This window comes from Marinovum sp. J2-8 (genome assembly GCF_055808435.1).
This window is the reverse complement of the sequence record NZ_JBVVRZ010000002.1, coordinates 74,154-92,741: the sequence shown is the minus strand read 5'-3', so window position 1 is coordinate 92,741 and position 18,588 is coordinate 74,154. Positions and strand designations below refer to the sequence as shown.

The following is an 18,588-nucleotide window of genomic DNA, read 5'->3' as shown; positions in this document are numbered from 1 at the left end:
ATGAGTGACACCGCCATTATCGGACTTGGATCAATGGGAATGGGCATGGCCCGCAGCGCGCTGGCGGCGGGCATTGCGCTGAAAGGGTATGACATCTATGCGCCGTCGCGCGATGCCTTTGCCGAATTTGGTGGCACTGCCTGTGACAGTGTTGCCGAGGCCGCGCGCGGGGTCGAGCTTCTGGTGTTAATGGTGGTCAATGCAGCCCAGGCCGAAGACGTGTTGTTTGGCGAAAATGGTGCCACAGCGGAGCTTGCCAGCGGCGCGACCGTCATGCTGTGTTCCACCGTCGCCCCGTCCGAAGCCCGTGCCATCGCCGCAAAGCTGGGCGATCTGGGATATGACATGCTGGATGCCCCGGTGTCGGGCGGCAAGGTCGGCGCGGATGCCGGCACGTTGTCGGTGATGGCGTCGGGGTCCCCCAGCGCGTTTGAAGCCGCCGACCGGATGCTGGCGGCGATGGCCGGCACGGTGCACCGTCTGGGCGATGAACCCGGCCTTGGCGCGACCTATAAGGTTGTGCACCAACTGGCGGCGGGCGTGCATCTGGTCGCGGCGGCCGAGTTGATGGCGCTGGGCGCGGCGGCGGGATGTGATGCGCAAAAGCTCTATGACATCGTATCGGGCTCGGCCGGTATGAGCTGGATGTTCAAAGACCGGGTGCCGCACATGCTGGACGGCGATTACACCCCCCGGTCGATGGTCGACATCTTTATCAAGGATCTCGGCCTTGTGCTGCAAACCGGCAAGGAATGCACCGCGCCCCTGCCCCTTAGCGCCGCAGCCCATCAGATGCTGTTGGGTGCATCCGGGCTGGGCCATGGCAAGCTGGACGATTCCGCTGTGGTCAAAGCCTATGAGGTGATGACCGGCAAACCCGTGCGCAAGGAAAGCTGATCACATCCCCTTGCGCCACGTTCGCCCGCATCACCGGGATCTGATCACAGGATCTTGCGGATGCGGGCGATGGCCTCTTGGATATTCTCGGTGGAATTGGCGTAGGAAAACCGCACATAGCCTTCGCCCATCGCCCCGAAGGACGTGCCGGCCACCGTCGCCACCCCGGCCTGATCCAGAAACAGGTTCTGGGCTTCGGTTGCATTCATGCCCGTGCCCTCGATATTCGGAAAGGCATAGAACGCCCCGCCCGGATCAGAGCAGCGCACGCCCGGCAGGCTGTTCAATTCACGCACAATGACTTCGCGACGGGCATCGAACTGGGCAACCATGTCGTGCACCGCATCCTGTGGTCCGGTCAGCGCCGCCAAACCGGCGTATTGCGCGCTGGCATTCACACAGGAATGATCATTGATACAGAGCCGCGTCACGTGGTCGACCGCCGCATCCGGCCAGACCGCAAAGCCCAACCGCCAGCCGGTCATCGCATAGGTCTTGGACCAGCCATCCAGCAGGATCAGCCGATCGCGGATTTCCGGGTATTGCAGCAACGACACATGTTCGCGCCCGCCATAGAGCATCTGAGAATAGATCTCGTCCGACATCAGCGCCACATGCGGGTGTTCCATCAACCCGGCGACCAGCTTGTCGATTTCCTCGCGCGGGGTGACGCCGCCGGTGGGGTTGGCGGGAGAATTGATGATGATCAACCGGGTCTTGTCGGTGATCTGGCCCAGCACCTCGTCAGCGGAAAAGGCAAAACCGTTTTCTTCGCGCAGACGGATCGGCACCGGCGTCGCGCCGGAATATTTGATCACCGATTTCATAAATCGGAAAGCCGGGGTTGGGATACATGATCTCTGTCCCCGCCTGGCCAAACATCATCACCGCGAAGAACATGGTCGGCTTGCCGCCCGGCACCACCACCACGTTGTCGGGATTGACCGGCGCACCGTGACGTTTTTCCAGATCCGCGGCCACCGCTTCGCGCAGGGCGGGAATGCCATTGGCGGGGGTATATCCGTGATGGCCGTCCTGCAACGCCTTGATCCCGGCCTCGACAATATGGCCCGGTGTCTGAAAATCCGGCTGGCCAATGCCAAGGTTGATGATGTCCTTGCCCTCAGCTGCAAGTTTTTGGGCCCGCGCCAACACCATGAAGGCACTTTCCGTTCCAAGACGGGACAGGCTGTCGGCAAAGATCATCTGAGACATGTGAATTCTCCGAGGTATTCAGGGGTTTGCGCCCTTGCTACCCGTTTTTTGCGCCGCAAAGTAGTTTAGTTTTTCTAACGGTGTTTTGCATTTTTGGAACAATCTGCCCCCGGCCCGGCGTGCTAGACCGCCATATCACGCAAAGGGAGGGTGCAATGCGCGACCAAAGCCAAACAGGCAAACGGGCCAATATGTCGTTGGCGATGCGCGCCTGGAACATCCGGCGCAAGGCGCTGTTGATGGGCGAGGTGCAAGGCCAGGGGTATATCGGTCAGGCGCTGGGCGTGGCGGATGTGTTGGCGACCGCCTATTTCCACGCGCTGGATCATCGCCCCGACGCCCCGGAATGGGAAGGCCGCGACAGGTTCTATCTCTCGATCGGCCATTACGCGATTGCGCTGTATTCTGCGCTGATCGAGGCCGGGGTTTTGCCAGAGGACGAATTGGAAACCTATGGCATGGATGACAGCCGCATGCCGATGTCGGGCATGGCATCTTATACGCCGGGCATGGAGATCACGGGCGGTTCGCTGGGTCAGGGTCTGGGGATCGCGGTTGGCGCGGCGCTGGGCCTGAAACGCAAGGGCAATCCGGCGTTTGTCTATAACCTGATGTCTGACGGTGAATTGGGTGAAGGATCCACATGGGAGGCCGTGATGTCCGCCACGCAATGGCGCTTGGACAATCTGATCTGCATCGTGGATTTCAACAATCAACAGGCCGATGGCCCGACCCGCGATGCGCTGGCCGTCGGTGCAGAGGCGCCGAAATGGACCGCCTTTGGCTGGTTCGCGCAAGAGGTCGACGGCAATGATCTGGACGCGCTGGTCGCGGCGTTTGACGCGGCGCGCCTGCATCCCGAACCGAAACCGCGCGTCATCATCTGCAACACCAAGATGTGCAAAGGCGTCGATTTCCTTGAGGCCCGCGAAATGGCGCATTTTGTCCGCGTCGCGCCGGAAGAATGGGCCAAAGCGTTGAACACACTGGAAGAAGGGAAACCACAATGACCCGGGATTCCATGCGCCGCAAATATGAACCGCGCAAGGTCGCAGAGCAAAAGGTCGCCACGTCGGCAATGATCGCGTCACTCGCGGCAGAAGGATATGATACAGTTTCCGCGCCATTTGGCGACGCTTTGGTCGCGGCGGCACAACAAGACGACCGCATTGTCGGGATGTCAGCGGATCTGTCGAAATACACCGACATGCATGTTTTTGCGAACGCCATGCCGGACCGGTTTTATCAGATGGGCATGGCCGAACAATTGCTCATGTCTGCGGCCTCTGGCATGGCGCGCGAAGGATTTATTCCCTTTGCCACCACCTATGCGGTGTTCGCGTCACGCCGGGCCTATGACTTTATCGCCATGGCCATAGCCGAGGAAAACCTGCCGGTGAAAGTGGTCTGCGCCCTGCCCGGTCTGACCACCGGATACGGGCCGTCGCATCAGGCCACCGAGGATCTGGCGATCTTTCGCGGCCTGCCCAACATGGTGGTGATCGACCCCTGTGATGCGGCGGATGTGGCCGGCATGGTGCCCGAGATCATCGCCCACGACGGCCCGGTCTATGCCCGCCTATTGCGCGGCAAGGTGCCAAATGTGCTGACCCGGCACAAACCGGACTACAAATTTAAGCTGGGCCGCGCCCAGATGATCCGCGAGGGGCGTGATGTGCTGGTCATCTCGTCCGGGATCATGACGATGCGGGCGTTGGATACGGCCGAAATCCTGGCCCGCGACAACGTCGATGTCGCGGTGCTGCACGTGCCGACGCTCAAGCCACTGGATGTGGACACCATCCTGGACGAGGCCCGGAAATCCGGCCGGCTGGTGGTGACGGCGGAAAACCACACCGAAAACGGCGGGCTTGGCGAAGCCGTGGCGAAAACCCTGCTGCTGGCCGGGGTCACGCCGCAATTTCGCATGATCTCGCTACCGGACCAATTTCTGGAGGCCGGGGCCCTGCCGACCCTGCACGACATGTATGGGCTGTCGACCACCAAGGTGGCCGATCAAATCAAAAGCTGGCTGTAAGCCACCGAAAAAACGAAGAAAAGACAAAAAAAGGAACGCGACATGGGACTTCTGGACGGCAAATTCGCAATCATCACCGGCGCGGCCAGCCCGCGTGGATTGGGCAAGGCCACGGCGACATTATTCGCCGAACATGGGGCCCGGGTCGCGATCCTTGATCTGGATGCCGACCACGCGGCGGCGGCGGCGCTGGACCTGCCGGGCGATGGCCATGTCGGCCTGCCCTGTGATGTCACCCAAAAGAAAGCCTGTGATCAGGCGGTACAGATCCTGACCGATATGTTTGGCCGGATCGACATTCTGGTCAACAATGCCGGCATCACCCAACCGCTGAAACTGATGGAGATCGAAGCCGATCATTACGACGCGGTGACCGACGTCAGCCTGCGCGGCACGCTCTATATGTCGCAGGCGGTGATCCCGACAATGCGGGCGCAGAAATCGGGAAGTATCATCAACCTGTCGTCGGTGTCGGCGCAACGCGGCGGCGGTATCTTTGGCGGGCCGCATTATTCGGCGGCCAAGGCCGGGGTGTTGGGTTTGACCAAGGCGATGGCACGCGAACTGGCCCCGGACAATGTGCGCTCTAACGCCATTTGCCCCGGCTTTATCGCCACCGACATCACCGCCGGCAAGCTGACCCCGGCCATGAAGGAACAGGTTCTGGCCGGCATTCCAATGGGACGCGCGGGAACCGCCGTGGATGTGGCGGGCTGCGCGCTGTTCCTGGCGTCGGATCTGTCGGGCTATTGCACCGGGTCCGAGGTCGATGTGAATGGTGGATCGCTGATCCATTGATGTTGGCCATTGGCCAAAACAGACCATACCTTACGCAGGGATGCTTTACATTTCGATGGAAGTTCCCTGCGTAAGACGCTGATTTAAAATCAAAACACATCTTTTACCGCCACAGACACCCGACATGGCAAATCCGAAACGATTTCTTAAGCGCCCGCGCCTAGCATCAGGGCAATTGGAAAAAATATTGCAAATCGGGGCGTGGCGACATGACTGCAAGCACCGGGGCCAGCGGCCCTGTCACCGTGAGATTGGCGGCGCGGCTGGACTTTGCCGCTTGTGAAAAATTACAGGATGACATCATCGCGGCGCGCGGTCGCGATCTTGTGCTTGAGGCTGAGGATGTCCAGTTTCTTGGCGGCATGGCGGCGGAACTCTTGCTGCGCGCCCGGATCGAATGGCACCGCAGCACAGAGGATTTTGTGCTGGCGGATCCGTCTGATCGTCTGTGCCAGGGGTTCGCCACCCTGGGCATTGCCGCCGGGGTGTTTTCCGGTGATCCCCTCGACAAAGGGGCATTGGCATGAGCCACAAGATCCTCGCCGTCGATGATTCCCGCACCATCCGCCATATGCTGCAATCCGTATTGACCGGCGCCGGGTTTGAGGTCGAATTGGCCGAAGACGGGATGGATGGTCTGGAAAAACTTGATCATTGCGCGCCCGATCTGGTGATCACCGACATCAATATGCCCCGGCTGGATGGGTTTGGCTTCATCTCGGGTGCCCGCGCCCGCACAACCGGTGCCTCGGTTCCCATTCTGGTGCTGACCACGGAAAGCGGCATTCAATTGAAACAACGCGCACGCGCCGCCGGTGCCACCGGCTGGATCGTCAAACCCTTTGACGAGGACAAGCTGATTTCCGTCATCAACCGGCTGGTTATCTGAGGGGATTTGCGGATGAGCGAGTTGCGCGATCTTTTCTTTCAGGAATGTGACGACCTGCTGGAAAGCCTGTCGTCGGGCCTGAACGATCTGGACGACGCAAGCGGCGATGCCGAGACGATAAATGCGATGTTTCGGGCTGTGCATTCGATAAAAGGCGGTGCCGGCGCCTTTGGGTTGGATGCCCTGGTTGCGTTTTCCCATGCATTTGAAAACGTTATGGATGATCTGCGTGCGGAACGGTTACAGGTCACGGCCGACACTCTGGCGCTGATGTTCACGGCCGGCGATCATCTGAGCGATCTGGTCGATGCGGCGCGCAATGGCACCGAGATACCGGTTGATACTGCGGATTCGATCCTGAGTGATCTGGAATTGCTGAGCCAATCTGTCGGCGGATCGCCAATGGATGTGAACACGCCAGAGCCGGATTTTGTACCACTGGCGATGGATTTCGGGGGGCCGCTGGACCTTGGCGACCTGCCGGATATTGGCGATCCTGCGGATCCCGTCCTGCCTGACCCATTGGACAATGCGGCGCTGCCTGATCTACCCGATCTGGCGGCACCAGCGGCGGGTGTTGCTGCTGGTTTGCCGGGGATCAGCATGTCCTTTGCACCGACGTCCGAACTCTATGCCAATGGTCACGACCCGGCCCTGTTGTTCCGGGCTTTGGAGGATCTCGGCGATTTGACGGTGCGCGCCGACATTGCCGGTCTTGAACCGCTGGGCGTGGGCGATTGGCGGGTTCCGATGCTGGTCTGGCATCTCGACATCACCCCGGATGACGGCGTGGATCTTGCCGCGATACATGAGGTGTTCGAATTCGTCGAAGGCCTGTGCACGTTGGTCATAACGGAACACGCAACGCCCAACGCCCCGCAACAAACCGCGCCGACCCCCTTGCTGGAATTTGCCCCGCCCGCGCCACTATCGTCGTCGTCGAGCCGCTCAGAGCCGCCTTTGCCAACGAATGGCGCGCTGTTCACCGACAGGATGTCATCCGACGGCCCGCCCCCGAACGATCCATCCCCACTGCCCGACACCACGCCCGGCAATCCCCCCCACAGCAAAGACAGCGCCCGCGCCAGCACCATTCGGGTCGACCTGCAACGGGTCGACCGGTTGATCAACCTTGTCGGCGAATTGGTGATCAGCGAATCCATGCTGCGGCAATCCATGAAGGAATTGCCGCATTCCGCGTCCAAAACCGTGGAAGAGGCGATGGGCCAACTCAAACAATTGTCCGGCGTCATCCAGGAAAGCGTGATGGCCATCCGGGCGCAACCGGTGCGCAGCCTGTTCCAGCGCATGTCGCGCACCGTCCGCGAAACGGCCCGCGAAGCAGGGAAATCCGCCCGACTTGTGACCGTGGGGGATGCCACCGAGGTCGACAAAACCGTGACCGAAAGGTTGGTCGAACCGCTGACCCATATGGTGCGCAATGCGGTTGACCACGGACTTGAAACCACCGACATCCGGCGCGCGCTGGGCAAGGACGACCGTGGCACCATTACGCTTGAGGCCGCCCATCGCTCTGGGCGGGTTGTCATCACCCTGCGCGACGACGGCGCCGGCATCAATCGCCCCAAAGTGCGCGAAATCGCCGAGGCCAAGGGGCTGGTCCGGCCAGAGGACGACCTGAGCGACAGCGATATCGACAACATCCTGTTTCGGCCCGGCTTTTCCACCGCGACCAAAGTGTCGAACCTGTCTGGACGTGGGGTGGGCATGGATGTCGTCCGCTCGGAAATTCAATCGCTGGGCGGCCGGGTCACCCTGCATTCAGAGCCGGGTCAGGGAACGGCGATCTCGATTTCGCTGCCGCTGACGCTTGCGGTGCTTGAAGGCATGGTTGTGACGGTTGCCGGGGAATCGCTGGTTGTTCCGACGCTTGCCCTGCGTGAAATGCTGCAACCCGGCCAGGGACGCATTGAACGTTTCTGCGATGATGATCGGGTTCTGACAATGGGGACGGAATTGGTGCCGATTGTCGACCTTGGTCTGGCGCTTGGGTATCGCCGGGCGCCGGTCGACCTGAACACGCTGTCGCTTTTGCTGGTCGAGGGTAACTCCGGGCGCCGGACGGCGCTTGCTGTGGATGAGTTGATTGATCAACGCGAGGTCGTGATCAAAGGGCTGGAACAGAATTATCAACAGATTCCGGGGATTGCGGCGGCAACGATCCTTGGCGACGGCCAGATCGCCCTGATTGTCGACACCGACCAAATGATCGCGTCCGCCTGCGGCGGCCTATCGACCACCGCCATGGAACCGGACCAGACAAAGGTGATCCACCATGCCTGAAACCCACGCTTTGCCCACCGCCACCCGCCAGGAAATTGTGTCCTTTGCCATTGGCGATCAGGCGTTTTGTTTTGACATCGCACATGTGCTGGAAATTCGCGGTTGGACCCGAACCACCATCCTCCCGCATGCGCCGGATTATGTGATCGGGATGATGAACCTGCGGGGCACGGTCCTTCCTGTGCTGGATCTGTCGCTGCGATTGGGCCTGGGGCGAACCGATCCCGGCCCCCGTCATGTCATTATCATCGCCCGTGTCGACGACCGCACCGTCGGTTTTCTTGTCGATGCGGTGTCTGACATTCTCATGGTGAAAGAGAGGGATCTTTTGCCTACGCCGGATGTGTCTTCGACCCGGACCCAGGCCTATATCCGCGGTGTCTATACGATTGACGAAACTCTGGTGCGGTTGCTGGACGTGCATCAGGTCTTTCCACAAGCCCAAGACCCTGTAGCATGAGCCTCAAGATCCATCATCAGGGTCCGCACGACCAAATTTCTGATGAAAACTATCGCCAGGTCGCGCGCCTGCTTTACGACCTGAGCGGCATTCACCTTCCGGTCGGCAAGAGCGCCATGGTGTCATCGAGACTGGCAAGATGCCTGCGCGGCACAAAGATTCCCAGTATCGATGCCTTCTGTAAATTGCTCAGCAATCCGGAAAACCTTGCCGCCCGCGAAAAATTTGTCTCTGCGCTGACCACAAATACTACGCAGTTTCACCGCGAAGCCCATCATTTCGACTATCTCAGGGCGCAAATTTTGCCGGACCTGATCACACGGGCCCGTGTTGGTGGACGTGTGCGTATATGGTCCGCCGGATGTTCCTCAGGGGAAGAGGCATATGGTCTGGCTTTCCAGTGTCTGGATCTAGGCGGTCGAAATCCCCTCGGCGATCTGCGCATTCTGGCCACGGACATTGACCGCCACACGCTGGCGCGGGCGCGTGACGGGATTTATCCCGCTGCCGCATTGCGGCCCCTGCCCGCGTCTCAGGCAACGGCCTATTTCACGCGCATCAACACCGGAAACATGGTGTCCGTCAGCGACAGACCACGTGCATTGGTGTCCTTCCGCCATCTCAACCTCAAAGCGGACTGGCCGATTTCCGGCAATTTCGATGTTATTTTTTGTCGCAATGTTGCGATCTATTTTGACGAACAGGTTCAGACGCGGCTTTGGCGGCGGCTTTGCGACCGTATTTCACCGGGTGGTGCGATCTTCATCGGCCATTCGGAACATATTCCAGAGGAGATCACCGGCGATTTTCACGTAGTCGGCAATGGCATTTTCCGCCGCAAAGGGTCGGGTCCATCCCGGCCGGAGCAGACGCTAAAAAAGGAGAAAAGCCATGAGCTTGAAGGATAAGCTGCATGTTCTTGTGGTGGATGACATGTCCACCAGTCGCGGGTTGATCACCCAATCACTGGAAGAAATCGGCGTGCGCAATGTCCGCACCGAAGCGGATGGCGAAATTGCCTGGCGGAGCCTCGCCTCTCGCCCGGTCCATCTGGTGATTTCGGATTTCAACATGCCTCGGATGAACGGGTTGCAGCTGCTGGAGGCGATCCGCCACCACAAACCCATTGCCCGGACGGGGTTCATTTTGATCACCGGGCGCGCAGAACAGGAAATCCTGGACCATGGCGCGAGGTTGGGCATGAACAATTATATCAAAAAGCCCTTTCAACCCACGCAGCTCCGCGCCTGTATCGAACGCGTTGTCGGCCCGCTTTGACGTGGTGATTGGAGCGCAGATATGACTGACAGGTCGATGAAAGAAGTGCTGGAGATCCTGGCACGGGATGTCGGAGAGCTCGCCGATTTTGCCCGAAATCTGGAACACACGGTTTTTGCCAGCACCATTGTTGAAACCTCACAGGGCGACATTGAAAATCTACAGACATTTGATGGACTTATCCAGCATTTGGATGACATGAAGGCGCTCTTGTTCAGCATTGCGCGCATGACGGACCCCGGTGTCAGCCTGAACGCAGAGGTTTTGGCAAAGGTTGCGAAACTCGGCCATTACCAACGCATTTTTGGCCTGCCGCAACCGAATCCCGATCCAGACCCAGCATCCGGCCACGTCGATTTGTTTTGAACCTCAGGAAAGCGCATGGAATGAACCAATTGGCCCCCCTATCAGAATTGCCCGACATGCATCCGGCCCCCGGCGTCACGTCGGATGATGCCGAGATCATGGTGCCGCCCGGTCTGATCCTCACCACGGCAACGGATGGCCGCGGAATCCTGCGCTATGTATCACCACAATTGTGCGCCATTTCCGGCCTTTCGGCTCCGCAACTATTGGGGACACAGCACCGGTCCCTTGGCCATTCGGATACACCACGCGGAGTTTACCATCTGTATTGGCAAAGGTTGCGTGACGGATATCCGGCCTGTGCCTATGTAAAATACAAAGCGGCAAATAGCCGATTTTATTGGGCTTTTACTGTAGCCATGGCAACCGACGACGGGTTCATGTCGTGGCGCTTGCGCCCGGAAACCGTCCATCTTGCCATGATCCAGGATCTGTACCGCGACATGTGTGATCGGGAAAGTCAGGGTCTTTCATCCCAGCAAAGCGCGGACCATTTTGTCGCCTGTTTGGCCAAGGCCGGTTTCGCGGATTACGATTTATTCATGCATCAGGCCTTGGCCGACGAAAGCAAGAAACGTTCACATGCGGGACAAACGCCCAGCAGCGACGTGGACCACCTGTCGGAGCTGATTGATCTTCTGAACACCGCCGAAAGGCTTTCGGAGCAAGTCAGCCGCGATTTCAACAAAGTGCGCAGCGAACCGGTGAATATGCGGATCATGGCCGGTCGGATCGAAGGTGCCAGCGGCGCGCTTGGCACGATTTCCCAGAATTACGATATCATGGCTTCGGAAATGCATCAGCTGGTCGAACGTCTGCGTGATCCGCAAAAAGGTACGCTGGGCCGCATGCGCAAAGCTGTTCAGCACGGCAGGTTCCAATCACAAATCACCGCATTGCTGGCGGAATATTCCGATCAAACGGAGTCAAATGCCTGTGCCATACAGGCGGACATGATTGAGAGACTGCGCAAATCGACCCTGGATTACACGTCAGAAGCGAAACTGGCCTCGCGCTGGATTCCCGACATATGCCGACAATTACGTCATAGAATCAATGGCTTGAATGTCGTGAAGCTGCTGTGCCGGGTTGAAAGTGGCCGCATTCAAAACGCCGACGGCGGCCTGGAAGGCATTATTGAACGTCTGGAAACCTTTCACCAGACCACTGAAATCAACCTGGCAATGCTCTCTGCCAAGGCAGATCAAATCCGAACCACTTCAGCCGCTCTCTGACGCTCTGAATTTCAGGTGATCTTAAACATTATGGCCGAATGTTGACATCATTATGGCCATAACAGGAAGACACCCATGTTTCAGAATTGCCTTTTGCGCATTGCCCGGACGGTGATCGCAACGATCCTGCCCCATGACAGAATATTCGTCCCGCAATTGGTCAAAATCCCGCTTGGCCAAGACCCGGCGAATTACTTGGCTGGCTTTCACCGGCCCACGCCCGTTTCGTTTCGGTGATCTCGATTGGAAACGATCCTGAGACATTTGGTTCCATCCATTGAGGCCACCAACGGACCATCACGATGACAAGACGAGACAAGTCAAATTTCCGGTCTGCGCCAGGATGGCGCAAATTTCCCATGGCGTTCAAAATCCGCACCAAAATGGCGGCGGTCATGGCAATGGGATTTGTCGTGGTCTTCACTGTCATCTTCATTCAGGTGGCCCGGAATGAACGTGAGCTCGGGCTTCAACACGAAGCCAAATCCGAAGCCTTGTTGCTGGAATTGCTTGCAGCGCAACTGAGTGCGCCGTTGCAGGCCAGGGATGAAAGCCGGATTTCGCAGATCTATCAACCTGTTGTCGACAAAGATCCGGGGTTGGCAATGATCACGGTGGAACATGCCGACGGCGAAGCCCTGTCCAGCTATACGTCCAGTACCATCGCCAACCCGGAGTTTCGGTCCCTGTTGACCCAGGCCACCGCAGCCGCGCGCGAAAGCGGCGCGGCACAGACCCGCGCCCGCGGATTCAGTTTCGCCTCTGCCGTGCCGATTTTTGCCTCCGACGACACGACCCTTTTGGGTGTGGTCGCCATCGCACGGGATTACGACGTCGCGTTGTCAGGGTACCGCGAAAAAACGAATTTTGCCCTCGTGCTCAGCACCTTGGTCGCATTCTTCGGCCTTATCATTGTTGTCCTGATTTTCAATCGCATGGTGCAACGCCCGCTTGCTGCGCTTGGTGGGGCCATGGGCGCCGTTGGTCGCGGGCATTACCAGGTTGAAATTCCTGGGAACGACCGGCTGGACGAGATCGGGAAGATCTCGGATGAATTGTCGGTGCTGCGTGACACGCTGTCCCGGGAGAATATGGACCGCAAGGCCCGTCAAAAAGAGGCGGATCAACGGCAGAAAATGTTTCACCGTCTGGCGGAACATTTGTCCCGACTGGCCAAGGGCGAAGTTGACTGCCCGATTGACGAAGCAGAGTTTTCTGACCTTGATGAGGATCACCTGGCAATCTGTCGCAATTTCAACAGCTTGCTGAACAATTTGCATGATGTCCTGGCAACGGCGACTGTGACTGCCGAAACTGTGCGAAATTCTTCCCGTGAAATTTCAGAGGTGGCCGCAGATCAATCGCAGCGCTCGGAATCGCAGGCGGCAACATTGGAAGAATCGGCAGCCGCCATCGAAGAATTGAACGCCAGCGTCCAGCAAACGGCAGAGCATGCGGCCGATGCAGACCGGCGCATTACAGAAAACAAACGACAGGCCGAAACCGGCGGCGAGGTTGTCGGCCTGACGGTCTCGGCAATGAAAAGCATCGAGGAAAGCTCCCAGCAAATCACCGATATCATCGGCGTGATCGACGACATTGCGTTTCAGACCAATTTGCTGGCCTTGAATGCCGGGGTTGAAGCCGCACGGGCCGGCGATGCGGGGCGGGGATTTGCGGTTGTCGCGTCAGAGGTGCGCGCACTTGCCCAACGCGCGTCGGATTCTGCAAATGAAATCAAAGAATTGATCATGCGATCAAGTGAGCAGGTGACCCAAGGCAGCGCCTTGGCTGGGAAAGCGGGTGTGGCCCTGAATGATATCATCGAAGGGGTGAACCATGTGTCACAATTGGTGTCACGCATCGCAACCGGATCCCGCGAACAGGCCAACAATCTGGCGGAAATCAAGGAAAGCATCGGCAATCTTGACCGGGTCACACAGCAAAACGCCGCCGTTATCGAAGAATCCTCTGCCGCCAGCAGATCTTTGAGTGACGAAGCCGAACGCATGACCGAGGTGTTGGGCGCTTTCCGGTTGCGGGACGTCGATGACTGGCAGACGTCAGTCGCGGCCAAACGGCCAAATGATCCCGAAGATTGGACACGGGAAATGACCCGGGTCGAAACCGCGCGCCCCTGGCCAGCCGCCGCCAAGACAGCGGACCAAACAGTTCACGAACCCATGCTAACCTTTTCGGCCCGGTCCCGCGCCGGGGACATTCCGGTGAAACAAGCCGTCAATGCCGATGAAGGCTGGGACGAGTTTTGACGAACCCGGACCAACCTAGAAACTTGGATGTATGTTGCAAGCAGTGAGATGATTGAATGAATTCCGTGATGGTCAAAACCGATCCAGACTCCAGCTTTCCCGTCAATCCGGTGGTCCGCATCAATGTGTTGCAGGGCGAAACAAAATTCTCTGACAACCCAAATGAGTTGATGACCGCCATCCTTGGATCCTGTGTCGCGACCGCCATGTGGGATCCGGTGGCATTGGTTGGCGGGATGAACCATTTCCTGTTGCCGGGGAATACCCATAAAAGTTCCGGCAATCTGCGTTTTGGCGTCAATGCGATGGAATTGCTGGTCAACGGCTTGATCAATCGCGGCGCGCGGCGGGATCGATTGCAGGTGAAACTTTTTGGTGGCGCAAAAATGTATTCCAGCGGCAAGGAAATCGGCCTTGCCAATGCCCGCTTTGCCGAATGGTTCATGCAACAGGAAAATTTCCCGGTTGTCAGCCGATGTCTGGGCGGACAGCTGGGCCGAAAACTGCGTTTCTGGCCAACCACCGGACGGGCACAACGTCTTTTTCTTGAGGAAATGGGGGATGCCGCGCCCCTGCCCGCAATGTTTCAAACATCACGCAAGGCCGCCAAACCCGATCATGGTGACATCGAATTGTTCTGACCACCGGCGATGGGACCGCCGAACAGAAACCGGGCAGAAACCGGAAAAACAGCATATGTTGATCGCGCCCCCGCGCGCCCATTGCGAAACCCAAATGCGCCCCTTGCAACCACAGCTGAAATGAACGTCATATTTCCGCGCTACTACGATGTATCGCAGCCGGGAATCACACATGCCGCAGCCACTTGAAAACATCACCGTGCTGGACCTGACCCATGTCTTGGCGGGCCCGTTTTCCACCATGACCATGGCGGACCTTGGCGCCAAGGTGATCAAGGTCGAACGCCCCGACGGTGGCGATGACACCCGTGCCTTCCCCCCGTTCAAAGCGGGGCGCAGCGCTTATTTTTCTGCGATCAACCATTCCAAGAAAAGCATCGCGCTTGACCTCAAGGCGGAAAAGGACCGGGTCATTTTCGACCGGCTGCTGGCCCGCGCCGATGTTCTGGTCGAAAATTTCCGCCCCGGCGTGATGGATCGCCTGGGATATGGTTGGGACGCGCTGCACAAGACCTTTCCGAGGTTGATCTATGGCTCCGTCTCGGGGTTTGGCCAGACCGGGCCGGACGCCAAACGCCCGGCCTATGACATGGTGGTCCAGGCCCGGGGCGGTGTGATGTCGATTACCGGCGAAAAAGGTCGGGAACCGGTGCGCGTCGGGGCCTCGATTGGCGACATTGTCGCGGGCATGTACCTGACCCAAGGGGTGTTGGCGGCGATTTACGACCGGGAAAACACCGGCTTTGGACGCAAGATTGATGTGGCGATGCTGGACAGTCAGATGGCGATTCTGGAACATGCCATTGCGATAACGGCCACAACCGGCACCCCGCCCGAACCCAGCGGCGCACGCCACCCATCCATCGCGCCGTTTGAAACCTTTCACGCCTCTGACGGGCTTTTTGTCATTGCGGCAGGCAATGATGCCTTGTTCGAACGGCTTTGTGTCTGTCTTGATTTGCCGTTGGCGGGCGATCCGCGCTTTGCCACCAATCCGGCGCGCTGTGAAAATGCCCGCCTGTTGAAACGCCTGATCGAGGCCGTGACACTGGACAAGACCTGTGCCCATTGGATTTCCCGGCTGACCGCGGCAGGCATTCCGACCGGTCCGATCCAAAACGTGGCACAAGCGATGAAAGATCCACAGATCGTCGCGCGCAACATGGTGGTGGATGTCCTCGATCGCAATGGCCGACATGCCTATACTGCGGCGGGCAATCCAATCAAAATATCCGGCATGGAAGATCGCACCACCCGTGCGCCCGCGCCCGATCTGGATGGCAACCGGGGTGAGATCCTGCGCTGGCTGGACAGCGAGGGGTAAGCGGTCTTACAGATGGGACTGCGGCGGGGTCCGGCGCGGGTTTGGCTTTCGCTTGCCGCGCGGCAGCCTATGATCGCCAAAAACGCGAAAGAGATTCCCATGGCCGAGCAATCCCCCCTTGTTGTCTTCACCCCGTCTGGAAAACGCGGCCGGTTTGCTGTTGGCACGCCGATCCTGACCGCCGCCCGGCAATTGGGGGTCGATCTGGATTCGGTTTGTGGCGGGCGGGGGATTTGTTCGAAATGCCAGATCACGCCCGGGGTTGGTGAATTCTCCAAACATGGCGTCACCGTCGCGCCCGATGCGCTGTCTGAATGGAACGCTGTCGAAGAACGCTACGACCAGATACGCGGATTGAAACCGGGCAGGCGGCTTGGCTGTCAGGCGACGGTGCAAAGCGACGTTGTCATCGACGTGCCACCTGAAAGCCAGGTCCACAAACAAGTGGTGCGCAAGGCCGCCGCGGCACGGGACATCGTGATGGATCCGGCCACGCGGCTGTTCTATGTCGAGGTGGCAGAACCGGACATGCACGAACCAACTGGCGATTTCGAACGGCTGGAAAAGGCATTGAAATCGCAATGGGAAATCGACGGTATTCGCGCCGATGTGACCCTGCTGGCCAAGCTGCAAAAGGTTCTGCGCAAGGGCAGTTGGAAGGTCACGGTGGCGTTGCACCGCGATCATCAGGCGACGAAATCCTCAATTGTCGACATCTGGCCGGGGCTGCATGAGGCCGGGTTGTTCGGGCTGGCCGTCGACCTTGGTTCGACCACGATTGCCGCCCATCTGACCGATCTGGAAACCGGCGAGGTCAAGACATCGTCGGGTATCATGAACCCGCAAATTCGCTTTGGCGAAGATCTGATGAGCCGGGTGTCCTATGCGATGATGAACCCCGGCGGCGAGGTCGAGATGACCGCAGCGGTGCGCGATGCACTGAATACCCTTGCGGGGGAAATTGCGGCTGAGGCCGGGATTGATCCGGCGCTGATTGTCGAGACGGTTTTTGTCTGCAATCCTGTGATGCATCACCTACTGCTGGGAATTGATCCGGTGGAACTGGGTCAGGCGCCTTTTGCGCTGGCCACGTCGGATTCCGTCACCCTGCCCGCGCGTGATCTTGGGCTGTCTGTGCTGAACGCCCGCGCGCAATGTTACATCCTGCCCTGCATCGCCGGTCACGTCGGCGCGGATGCCGCCGGGGTCGCCCTGTCGGAAGAGCCGGGCAAATCAGAAGATCTGGCGCTGATGGTCGATGTTGGCACCAATGCCGAGATCCTGTTGGGCGATACATCCCGCGTGCTTGCCTGTTCCTCGCCCACCGGCCCGGCGTTTGAGGGGGCACAGATCTCTTCCGGGCAACGTGCCGCCCCCGGCGCGATTGAGGCGATCCGCATTGACCCGGAGACCAAGGAGCCGCGGTTCCGGGTCATCGGTTGCGATTTGTGGTCGAATGAAGATGGGTTTGCCACCGCGACGGCGGCCACCGGCATCACCGGCATCTGTGGGTCCGGTATCATCGAGGCCGTGGCCGAAATGCGTCTGGCCAGCCTGCTCGATCCGTCGGGTTTGATTGGCTCTGCCGCGCAAACTGGCACGCCACGCTCGGTGCCAGAAGGGCGCACCCATGCCTATCTGATCCATGACGCCAGCGCCGAGGGCGGGCCGCGCATCACCGTGACCCAGGGCGATATCCGCGCCATCCAATTGGCGAAATCCGCACTTTATGCCGGGGCCCGGCTGTTGATGGATACCCGTGGTGTGGACACGGTTGACCGGGTGGTGCTGGCCGGGGCCTTTGGCGCGCATATCTCGCCCCTGCACGCCATGGTGCTGGGGATGATCCCGGATGTGCCGCTGGACAAGGTGACCAGCGCGGGCAATGCGGCCTGGCACCGGCGCACGTATCGCGCTGTGCAATGTTGCGGCGCGGGCGGAAATCGAACGGGTGGTGCGCCAGATCACCAAGGTCGAAACCGCGATCGAGCCGAAGTTCCAGGAGCATTTCGTCAATGCCAATGCCATCCCGCATGCCACTGATCCCTTTCCGGAATTGTTGAAAATCGTCACCTTGCCGGATGTCAGCTTCAATACCGGCGGCGACGAAGGTGAAGGCGGGCGCAGACGGCGCAGACGGCGCAGCTGATTTGCCGTGCTGATCGCCCCTGCCGTCCCGGGCGATTATCACATGTCTGTGAACAGCTGAAACCTATTTGCGGGGCAGGCCGTACTTCCTTTCATACCGCGCCGATCATCGGACTGCGGATGAAAGGGAGAGACCACATGAACCGTTTTCTTATTGCCACTGCATTAACCGTGACCACCGCATTTCCGGCCTTCGCCGCCAGCCATGCCGAAACCGACAATCCAATGGTGGGCGGCGCGCCGATGTTCGCGGACAAGAACATCATCGAAAACGCGGTGAATTCTGCCGATCACACAACGCTGGTCGCGGCGGTGAAGGCCGCCAGCCTGGTGGATACATTGATGGGCGAAGGTCCGTTCACGGTGTTTGCCCCGACCAATGATGCTTTTGCCGCCCTGCCCGCCGGCACGGTTGAGGCCCTGTTGGACCCCGGCATGAAAGATGAATTGACCCGGATCCTGACCTGCCATGTTGTCGGCGCCGATGCGATGTCGATGGCCATCAAGGGCATGATCGACGACGACGGCGGCACCCATCCGGTGCCGACATTGGGCGGCTGCACCTTGCAGGCCACCTATATGGGCGACAAAATCATGCTGACCGATGAACAGGGCCGCGAGGCCACTGTGACCATTGCCGATGTGAAACAATCCAACGGTGTGATCCATGTGATTGATACGGTCCTGTTGCCCGCAACCAAAGAAGCCGCAATGGAAAAAGACGC

17 protein-coding genes and 2 pseudogenes are annotated in these 18,588 nt (G+C 59.1%); 17 read left to right on the top strand and 2 right to left on the bottom strand.

Annotation, left to right across the window (positions count from 1 at the left end; genetic code table 11):
- Positions 1 to 897 carry an L-threonate dehydrogenase gene (gene ltnD, locus AC0L4F_RS06370; protein ID WP_244686568.1) on the top strand — a complete coding sequence of 299 codons (897 nt, stop codon included), beginning with the start codon at positions 1 to 3 and terminating at the stop codon, positions 895 to 897.
- A 44-nt stretch (positions 898 to 941) separates the two neighbouring features.
- Here ltnD and AC0L4F_RS06365 read toward each other — a convergent pair whose 3' ends face one another.
- Both AC0L4F_RS06365 and AC0L4F_RS06360 read right to left on the bottom strand, forming a co-directional pair.
- A complete protein-coding gene (locus tag AC0L4F_RS06365; RefSeq protein ID WP_280520510.1) occupies positions 942 to 1,724 on the bottom strand; it encodes a pyridoxal phosphate-dependent aminotransferase in 783 nt (260 codons plus the stop codon).
- Positions 1,642 to 2,112 (bottom strand): aminotransferase class I/II-fold pyridoxal phosphate-dependent enzyme, encoded by a 471-nt coding sequence (locus tag AC0L4F_RS06360; RefSeq protein WP_280520509.1) that lies wholly within the window; start codon positions 2,110 to 2,112, stop codon positions 1,642 to 1,644. Before AC0L4F_RS06360 ends, AC0L4F_RS06365 begins: the two co-directional genes overlap by 83 nt.
- 155 nt (positions 2,113 to 2,267) lie before the next feature.
- Here AC0L4F_RS06360 and AC0L4F_RS06355 point away from each other — a divergent pair, with 155 nt between their 5' ends.
- The 16 genes and pseudogenes from AC0L4F_RS06355 to AC0L4F_RS06280 form a co-directional block, all read left to right on the top strand.
- On the top strand, positions 2,268 to 3,122 hold the full coding sequence (locus AC0L4F_RS06355) for a transketolase (protein ID WP_244686566.1): 855 nt from the start codon (positions 2,268 to 2,270) through the stop codon (positions 3,120 to 3,122).
- Positions 3,119 to 4,150 carry a transketolase family protein gene (locus tag AC0L4F_RS06350; RefSeq protein WP_244686563.1) on the top strand — a complete coding sequence of 344 codons (1,032 nt, stop codon included), beginning with the start codon at positions 3,119 to 3,121 and terminating at the stop codon, positions 4,148 to 4,150. The genes AC0L4F_RS06355 and AC0L4F_RS06350 overlap by 4 nt, the downstream gene beginning before the upstream one ends.
- 42 nt (positions 4,151 to 4,192) lie before the next feature.
- Positions 4,193 to 4,948 carry an SDR family NAD(P)-dependent oxidoreductase gene (locus AC0L4F_RS06345; RefSeq protein ID WP_244686561.1) on the top strand — a complete coding sequence of 252 codons (756 nt, stop codon included), beginning with the start codon at positions 4,193 to 4,195 and terminating at the stop codon, positions 4,946 to 4,948.
- Positions 4,949 to 5,157: 209 nt separating this feature from the next.
- Complete coding sequence (locus tag AC0L4F_RS06340; protein ID WP_244686559.1) at positions 5,158 to 5,475, top strand: STAS domain-containing protein; 318 nt, start codon at positions 5,158 to 5,160, stop codon at positions 5,473 to 5,475.
- A complete protein-coding gene (locus AC0L4F_RS06335) occupies positions 5,472 to 5,837 on the top strand; it encodes a response regulator (protein ID WP_244686557.1) in 366 nt (121 codons plus the stop codon). Before AC0L4F_RS06340 ends, AC0L4F_RS06335 begins: the two co-directional genes overlap by 4 nt.
- A gap of 12 nt (positions 5,838 to 5,849) precedes the next feature.
- Entirely contained in the window at positions 5,850 to 8,141 is a 2,292-nt protein-coding gene (locus AC0L4F_RS06330) for a chemotaxis protein CheA (protein ID WP_244686555.1), read from the top strand.
- Positions 8,134 to 8,601 carry a chemotaxis protein CheW gene (locus AC0L4F_RS06325; RefSeq protein ID WP_244686553.1) on the top strand — a complete coding sequence of 156 codons (468 nt, stop codon included), beginning with the start codon at positions 8,134 to 8,136 and terminating at the stop codon, positions 8,599 to 8,601. The genes AC0L4F_RS06330 and AC0L4F_RS06325 overlap by 8 nt, the downstream gene beginning before the upstream one ends.
- Entirely contained in the window at positions 8,598 to 9,509 is a 912-nt protein-coding gene (locus AC0L4F_RS06320) for a CheR family methyltransferase (protein ID WP_244686550.1), read from the top strand. The genes AC0L4F_RS06325 and AC0L4F_RS06320 overlap by 4 nt, the downstream gene beginning before the upstream one ends.
- Positions 9,493 to 9,879: a response regulator gene (locus AC0L4F_RS06315; RefSeq protein ID WP_244686548.1), complete on the top strand. Its 387-nt coding sequence runs from the start codon at positions 9,493 to 9,495 to the stop codon at positions 9,877 to 9,879. Before AC0L4F_RS06320 ends, AC0L4F_RS06315 begins: the two co-directional genes overlap by 17 nt.
- A 21-nt stretch (positions 9,880 to 9,900) precedes the next feature.
- Entirely contained in the window at positions 9,901 to 10,245 is a 345-nt protein-coding gene (locus AC0L4F_RS06310; RefSeq protein ID WP_244686546.1) for a hypothetical protein, read from the top strand.
- Positions 10,246 to 10,265: 20 nt separating this feature from the next.
- The gene (locus AC0L4F_RS06305) at positions 10,266 to 11,480 is read left to right on the top strand and encodes a hypothetical protein (protein WP_244686544.1); all 1,215 of its coding nucleotides are present in this window, start codon (positions 10,266 to 10,268) and stop codon (positions 11,478 to 11,480) included.
- Between the two features lie 359 nt (positions 11,481 to 11,839).
- A complete protein-coding gene (locus AC0L4F_RS06300) occupies positions 11,840 to 13,750 on the top strand; it encodes a methyl-accepting chemotaxis protein (RefSeq protein ID WP_244686541.1) in 1,911 nt (636 codons plus the stop codon).
- A gap of 56 nt (positions 13,751 to 13,806) precedes the next feature.
- Positions 13,807 to 14,391 carry a chemotaxis protein CheD gene (locus tag AC0L4F_RS06295; protein WP_244686539.1) on the top strand — a complete coding sequence of 195 codons (585 nt, stop codon included), beginning with the start codon at positions 13,807 to 13,809 and terminating at the stop codon, positions 14,389 to 14,391.
- Positions 14,392 to 14,563: 172 nt separating this feature from the next.
- Positions 14,564 to 15,715, top strand: a complete 1,152-nt coding sequence (locus AC0L4F_RS06290) for a CaiB/BaiF CoA transferase family protein (protein WP_244686537.1) — start codon at positions 14,564 to 14,566, stop codon at positions 15,713 to 15,715.
- Positions 15,716 to 15,814: 99 nt separating this feature from the next.
- Positions 15,815 to 17,864 (top strand): annotated as a pseudogene (locus tag AC0L4F_RS06285) (ASKHA domain-containing protein).
- A gap of 137 nt (positions 17,865 to 18,001) precedes the next feature.
- Positions 18,002 to 18,559 (top strand): annotated as a pseudogene (locus AC0L4F_RS06280) (fasciclin domain-containing protein); the annotation flags it as partial.
- Positions 18,560 to 18,588: the final 29 nt, after the last annotated feature.